We start from the raw sequence: 7,196 nt of genomic DNA on the forward strand, positions 1-7,196 counted from the left end.
CTGTGGAACGAGGGTGATTTGATAACACGTATTGCTAGACCGCTTGGCATCGCGATTGGGGTGATCGTTGCTGCGATCTGCTCTGCCGCGGCAGACCCGCTATCGGTGCAAACGCTGAACGCGATGCGCGCCCGCGAGGGCGTCGCCCCGTTAATTTATTCGTCCCGCTTGGAGGCTGCAGCGCGCGCCCATGCGCTGGACATGGCCCGGCACGGGTATTTCGCTCACAGCGGTCTTGATGGATCAAGTGTTGGCGACCGGGTGCGCGCGCAGGGGTATCAATGGTGCTATGTCGCTGAAAACCTTGCCAAGGGTCAGCGTGAACTGGCGCAGGCGATGCAGGGATGGGCGCAGTCACCACCGCATTTCCGCAACATGATGAGCCGCAAGGCGCGCGCCTTTGGTCTCTATCAGAGCCCAGACCGCATTTGGGCGATGGTATTGGCTGCGCCCTGCTAGGATAGACCCGCGGCGGCGCTGCCTGTTCTTCGTGCGGGACGCGCCGCGGGGAGTTTAAGGGGCAAAATGAAGGAGGCTGGCGTCAGCCTCGGCGCACCCCGTTGACCCAGACATCGCTGATCGCACGATCGTCGCCCATCATGATGGTCGCGAAAAGCTGGGCCCAGGTGTTTTTGGCGTTCTCGCTTCGCTGCTTGATCGCAGGGGTGGAGGCGAGGTCAAGGATGGAGATGTCGGCCTCGTATCCTTCGGCGAGCGTGCCGATCTTGTCGTGCAGATGCAGGCTGCGGGCAGAGCCGGCGGTGGCAAGCCACATCAACTGCGCTGCATGGGTGGGGGTGCCGCGCAGCTGGCCGATCTCATAGGCCGCAGCCATTGTGCGCAGCATCGAGAACGACGACCCGCCGCCGGTGTCTGTCGCCAAACCGATAGGGATGCGCCGCGCCGCGATTTGCGCCATGTCGAACAAACCTGACCCGATAAAAGTATTCGATGTCGGACAATGCACAACGGATGCGCCGCTATCGGCAAGGCGGTCGATCTCGCGCGGGGTCAGATGGATGGCGTGACCAAAGACGGCGCGATCGCGCACCAGCCCGTGTTCCTCGTAGGTGTCCAGATAGTCGCGGGCGTGGGGCACAAGGTCTTTGACCCAGGCAATTTCGTCGACCTGTTCGCTCAGGTGCGTCTGCATCAGGCAGCCGGGGCGTTCCGACCAAAGCGCCCCGAGCGCCGCCAGCTGTTCGGGCGTCGACGTGGGCGTGAACCGTGGCGTGATCGCATAGCTGGCGCGGCCCTTGTCGTGCCAGCGGTCAATCAGGGCCTTGCTGTCGTCATAGGCGGATTGCGCAGTGTCGCGCAGCCCGTCGGGTGCATTGCGGTCCATGCAGGTTTTGCCCGCTACGACCCTTTGGCCACGCGCTGCCGCTGCCTCGAATATGGCGTCGACGCTGGTGGGGGCGATGGTGGCGAAAGAGCAAACCGTGGTGGTACCATTGGCCAGTGTCAGGTCCAGATAGCGCCCGGCGATATCGCGGGCATATTCAGGGTCGGACAGGCGCATTTCTTCAGGGAAGGTGTAGGTGTTGAGCCAGTCGATGAGCCGTTTTCCCCAGCTCGCGATGATTGCGGTTTGGGGATAGTGCACATGGGCGTCGACAAATCCCGGACAGATCAGCCGGTCGCCGTAGTCTTTCACCGTTGCTTGCGGATGTGCTTTGCGCAGATCGCCGGCGCGGCCCACGGCCTTGATATGCGCGCCCTCGATCAGAACCGCGCCGTCGCTGTCGATACGGACTGTATCCTCCCACGGGTCAGAGAGGGGATTGCCCGTAAATCGGAGCGTTTGGCCAAGGAGGAGTGTTTGTGTTTTCATGCGGTTTGTCTAACCCCAGCCTGCAGCGGCTACAATCCGTTTGGATGCGGTTCCGCGCCATTGTATCCGCGCTTTGCCCCGCATATGGTCTGCACAAATTCGCAAGTGGGGGCAGCCATGGTTGACGACGCGCAGGAACTTGAACTCTCCCCCGATGCTGAAGATGAAGCCGAGGCATACCGGCTGAACAAAAAGGCCGTGGCATCCATCCTATATGCGGTGGAAATCGACGACGCCGCCAAGCTGACAGAGCTGATGGAACCGCTGCATGCGGCCGACATCGCCGACCTTCTGGAACAGATCAGCGCTTTTGAGCGGACCAAGCTGATCCGGCTTTATGACCGTGAGTTCGATGGTGAAATCCTGTCGGAGCTCGACGAATCGATCCGCGAGGAAGTCGTTGCGATCCTGACGCCCGAGGTGCTGTCGGATGCTGTGCGCGACATGGACAGCGATGATGTTGTCGACCTCATCGAAGACCTTGAGGATGCGCAGGCCGAAACTATTCTGGGTGCCTTGGAAGATGCAGACCGGGTCGCGGTTGAGCAGGCGCTGACCTATCCTGAATATTCAGCCGGTCGTTTGATGCAGCGCGAGGTCGTGATGGCACCGGAGCATTGGACGGTGGGCGAGGTGATTGACCACCTGCGCGCTACCCCCGAAGAAGACCTGCCTGACCAGTTCTATCACATTGTTATGGTCGATCCGCGTCTGCATCCGGTGGGCAATGTTACGTTGGGCAAACTGATGCGGTCCAAGCGCGCTACGCCCATGCGTGATATTCTGGAAGACACATTTCAGATCATCCCCGCCTTACGTGACGAAGGCGATGTGGCCTATGCGTTCAACCAGTACCACCTGATTTCGGCCCCGGTTGTCGACGACGAAGGCCGTCTGATCGGTGTGATCACCATTGATGACGCCATGTCGGTGCTCGACGAAGAACATGAAGAAGACATTCTGCGGCTTGCCGGTGTCGGGGAGGGGTCTCTGTCCGACCGCGTGATAGAGACGACCAAGCAGCGTTTGCCTTGGCTTGCGGTGAACCTTTTGACTGCGATCGCAGCGTCGATGGTGATTTCGCAGTTCGAGGCGGCGATTACGCAGATTGTGGCACTGGCCGTTTTGATGCCCATCGTCGCCTCTATGGGCGGCAATGCAGGCACTCAAAGTTTGACCGTCGCCGTGCGCGCCATTGCGACCCGCGATTTGACCGGATCGAACGTCTGGCGCGTGATCCGTCGTGAATGTCTTGTGGGGCTGGTGAATGGCCTGATTTTCGCGATCATCATGGGGATCGTCGGTATTTTGTGGTTCGGGTCACCCGCGCTTGGCTATGTAATCGCGACGGCTATGGTCATCAATATGGTCGTGGCGGGACTGGCAGGGACGGGCATCCCGATCCTGCTTGAACGCTTCGGCGTCGATCCCGCGCTTGCCTCTGGGGCTTTCGTGACAACAGTGACGGATGTCGTGGGCTTTTTTGCCTTTCTCGGGCTGGCCGCTGCGGTTTTGCTGTAATGGATATGGCTGCGACCAAAGCTGCGGCACGCAAGGCGGCTTTCGCCAGTCGCAAGCCGCTGTTTGATGCGGCAAATGCAGCCCAGGCGGGGTATTTAAGCGAAGTGCTGGCAGGGTATCGCGGCGTGCCACTGTCCGGTTTTCTCCCCATCCGCACAGAGATCGACCCGCGCCCTGCCATGGCCGAAGCGGCCGCGCATGGGCCCGTGGGTGTGCCGGTGATTATGGGGCCGGCGCAACCCTTGCGGTTTTCGCGCTGGACATCCGAGACCGCGCTGGTGGACGGTGCATTCGGGGCGCAAATCCCTGCATTGGATGATTTTTTCGACCCCGAGATTGTGATTGTACCGCTGCTGGCGTTCAACCGCTCTGGCGGGCGTCTGGGGTATGGCGGCGGATTTTACGACCGCACGCTTGAACAGCTGCGCGCACGTCGGGCGACCTTGGCGATCGGATTTGCCTTTGCGGGACAAGAGGTTGACGATCTGCCGCTTGAACCCACAGACCAGCCGCTTGATCTGATCGTGACAGAGACGGGCGTGATCGAGATCGGCTAGCCCGACCGGCACAAGCGCAAAAACTCCAGCGTCGCCCCTTGCCCTCGGGCGCTGCGCAGCCTAACGCTGGGGGTATGAAAATACTCTTCCTCGGCGATGTCATGGGCCGCGCGGGCCGCCGCGCAATCAGCGAAAACCTTTCCCGTTTGCGGACGGAATGGAAGCTCGATTTTGTCGTGGTGAACGGTGAAAACGCCACCTCTGGCATGGGGCTGTCTGGCAGCCACGCCAAAGCGCTCCTGGACGCGGGCGCAGATTGCCTGACCCTGGGCGACCACGCGTTCGATCAAAAAGACATGCTGAGCTTTATCGAACAAGAACCGCGCGTCATCCGTCCCCTGAATTTTTCCAAAAACGCACCGGGTAAAGGCGCACGGTTGTTCACCGCCCAGAACGGGCGCAAGGTGCTGGTGACGCAAGCGCTTGGTCAGGTCTTCATGAAACGCCCCTTTGACGATCCGTTTTCGGCGCTCGAACCCGTGCTCAAAACCCATCCGCTGGGGGGCATGGCCTCTGCGGTGATTGTCGATATGCATTGCGAAGCTACATCCGAAAAGATGGCGATGGGGCATTGGTGCGATGGCCGCGCCAGCCTTGTTGTGGGCACGCATACCCATGTGCCGACCTCTGACGCGATGATCCTGCCCGGCGGGACAGCCTATTTGACGGATGCCGGAATGACCGGCGACTATCATTCGGTCATCGGGATGGAAAAGACCGAACCCCTGCGCCGGTTTATCACGGGCATGCCCAAGGACCGGTTCACCCCCGCCAACGAAGAAGCGACCCTGTCCGGCGTCTATATCGAGACGGACGACCGCACCGGCAAGGCGACCCGCATCGTGCCTGTGCGTCAGGGCGGCAAGCTGCAGCAAAGCGCCCCATAACCGCCATGCTGCGGGGGATGACAGACCCGTATCCGGAATAGCGCAGGGCAGGGGCATCTGACAGTTGCCCCAAGGCGGCGCTTGCCGTGGACGAAGCAATCGACGAAACTGCAGTCTGATTTTCCTTTGCCCAAGGCCGGATATACCTGAATGGACTTTCTAAACCTGTCGGATAGCACCTCTGCAATCCTGGCGTTGACCGTTGTTGTGATCATGTTCGTCATGTTCCTGCGCGAATCCCTCCCGACCGAGGTCGTGGCGCTATCGGGGGCGGCCATCATGCTGGCGCTTGGCATCTTACCCTATGATGATGCGCAGGCGGTGCTTCAGAACTCGGCCCCCTGGACCATTGCCGCGATGTTTATCGTGATGGGGGCGCTGGTGCGCACAGGTGCGTTGGACGTGCTGACGCGCATGGCCGAACGCTATGCCAAGACGCATCCGAAAACCGCGGTGGTGGGCGTGATCATAGCGGTGATGGCGGCGTCGGCGGTTATGAATAACACGCCTGTGGTGGTGGTGATGATTCCGGTCGTGGTGCAACTGAGCCAGACGCTTGGCACCAAAGCCTCCAAACTGTTGATCCCGCTTAGCTATGCCGCGATCATGGGTGGCTCGCTGACGTTGATCGGGACCTCGACCAACCTTTTGGTGGATGGTGTCGCACGGTCGCAGGGGCTGGAGCCTTTTGGCATCTTTGAAATCATGCCCATCGGGCTGGTGGTCTGCGCCTGGGGCCTGATCTATATGGCTGTCTTCGCGCCAAAGCTGCTGCCTGCGCGTGACAGTATGGCGAATATGTTGTCGGACCGGTCCAAGATGAAGTTCTTCACCGAAGCCGTGATCCCGCCGGACTCCAACCTGATCGGACGCGAGGTGCTGGACGTGCAGCTCTTTAAACGCGAAGGCGTGCGGCTGATAGACGTGGTGCGCGGCGATCAGTCGTTGCGCCGCGACCTTGCCAGTGTCGAACTGCGGGTCGGTGACCGTGTGGTTCTGCGGACCCAGATGACGGAACTGCTGAGCCTTCAGGCCAACAAGGAACTGAAACGTGTCGATCAGGTTTCCGCCGTTGAAACCTCTACCGTAGAGGTGCTGATTACACCGGGCTGCAAAATGGTGGGTCGCACGCTTGGGGCGCTGCGTCTGCGGCGGCGCTATGGCGTGTACCCTCTGGCGGTGCACCGCCGGAACCAGAACATCGGCCGCCAGCTCGATGATCTTATCGTCAAAGTCGGTGACACGCTGCTGCTCGAGGGCGCGATGGAGGATATCCAGCGTCTTGCCGCAGATATGGATATGGTCGATGTATCGCAGCCCTCGGCGCGCGCATTCCGGCGTGGGCACGCCCCGATCGCCATCGCTGCACTGGTGGGTATCGTGGTGCTGGCCGCGCTGAACGTCGCGCCGATCCTGCTGCTGGCGGTGCTTGCTGTGGCGCTGGTGCTGGTCACGGGCTGTATCGACGCGGAAGAAGCGTTCAGTTTCGTCGATGGCCGGCTGCTGGCGCTGATCTTCTCGATGCTTGCGGTCGGGGCGGGGTTGCAAAACTCCGGCGCGATCAGCCTGATCGTTGACAACATCGCGCCTTTCCTCGGCACTCTGTCACCCTTCTATGTGATCTTTGCGGTGTTCCTGCTGACGACAATCCTGACAGAGATCGTGTCGAACAACGCGGTGGCAGTGATCATGACGCCGATTGCCATCAGCCTCGGGTCCGCGCTTGGCATGGACCCGCGCCCCTTGGTGGTCGCGGTCATGATCGCAGCGTCTTGCGCCTTCGCGACACCCATTGGCTACCAGACGAACACGCTGGTCTACGGTCCGGGCGGCTACCGTTTCACCGACTTCATGCGCATCGGCATTCCCTTGAACCTGTCGATGTCGTTGCTCGTCTCCCTGATGATCCCGTTGTTCTGGTAGCGCACAGCCCGCGCTTCCAAATGGATTAAATTCCGGGGGTCCGGGGGCTGGCCCCCAGCCGTTCTGGTTCGTGTGGTCGATGTTGACCATCTTCCCCCCGGTAGAGGCGGGGGGAAGGAAACTGCTATTGGAGCGACTTAATCCTTCAGCCATTTATTATAAAATGCAGTTGCTTCATTTTGATAATAGCGATGAACGTGTTGCGCATCCTTCTTTTCCTCGGCCTTAGAAAGCTCAACCCGTTGAGCATAATAGCGACCATTTTCTGACAAGCGCTGCATAATGTGTTTGGGCACATCCTCTCTCGTAGATCGCAATTTCTGTATGTAGACGCCGGTCATCACATAGGGTCTGCGCTTATCCGACGTTCCGTAAGTATCGACCTGAGCCAACCATAAGGCCTCTGGAAGCAGCTTACCCCAGTGTTTGTCGAGAATAGTATTCACCACGCTCTCGGCTTCAAACGGCAGGACC

General features: G+C 60.2%; 7 protein-coding genes. 5 read left to right on the forward strand and 2 right to left on the reverse strand.

Annotated features, from left to right (window positions below; translation table 11 throughout):
• Positions 1–18 precede the first annotated feature (18 nt).
• The gene (locus tag BLQ98_RS13450; RefSeq protein WP_237271974.1) at positions 19–459 is read left to right on the forward strand and encodes a CAP domain-containing protein; all 441 of its coding nucleotides are present in this window, start codon (positions 19–21) and stop codon (positions 457–459) included.
• An 82-nt stretch (positions 460–541) separates the two neighbouring features.
• Here the strand turns inward: BLQ98_RS13450 and guaD are convergent, their stop codons facing one another.
• A complete protein-coding gene (gene guaD, locus BLQ98_RS13455; RefSeq protein WP_093733822.1) occupies positions 542–1,834 on the reverse strand; it encodes a guanine deaminase in 1,293 nt (430 codons plus the stop codon).
• Positions 1,835–1,951: 117 nt separating this feature from the next.
• On the opposite strand from guaD, the gene mgtE reads away from it, so the two are divergent.
• The 4 genes from mgtE (at position 1,952) to BLQ98_RS13475 (ending at position 6,722) form a co-directional block, all read left to right on the forward strand.
• On the forward strand, positions 1,952–3,355 hold the full coding sequence (gene mgtE / locus BLQ98_RS13460; RefSeq protein WP_093733823.1) for a magnesium transporter: 1,404 nt from the start codon (positions 1,952–1,954) through the stop codon (positions 3,353–3,355).
• Entirely contained in the window at positions 3,355–3,912 is a 558-nt protein-coding gene (locus tag BLQ98_RS13465; RefSeq protein WP_093733824.1) for a 5-formyltetrahydrofolate cyclo-ligase, read from the forward strand. The genes mgtE and BLQ98_RS13465 overlap by 1 nt, the downstream gene beginning before the upstream one ends.
• A 74-nt stretch (positions 3,913–3,986) precedes the next feature.
• Positions 3,987–4,799, forward strand: coding sequence for a TIGR00282 family metallophosphoesterase (locus tag BLQ98_RS13470; protein ID WP_093733825.1), 813 nt, complete (start codon positions 3,987–3,989; stop codon positions 4,797–4,799).
• 150 nt (positions 4,800–4,949) lie between these two features.
• Positions 4,950–6,722, forward strand: coding sequence for an SLC13 family permease (locus BLQ98_RS13475; protein WP_093733826.1), 1,773 nt, complete (start codon positions 4,950–4,952; stop codon positions 6,720–6,722).
• A 137-nt stretch (positions 6,723–6,859) separates the two neighbouring features.
• Here the strand turns inward: BLQ98_RS13475 and BLQ98_RS18295 are convergent.
• Positions 6,860–7,196, reverse strand: a 337-nt coding sequence (locus BLQ98_RS18295; protein ID WP_167354549.1) for a hypothetical protein, incomplete at its 5' end; no start/stop codon positions are given.

The sequence above is a fragment of the Sulfitobacter litoralis genome, assembly GCF_900103185.1.
Lineage (GTDB): Bacteria > Pseudomonadota > Alphaproteobacteria > Rhodobacterales > Rhodobacteraceae > Sulfitobacter > Sulfitobacter litoralis.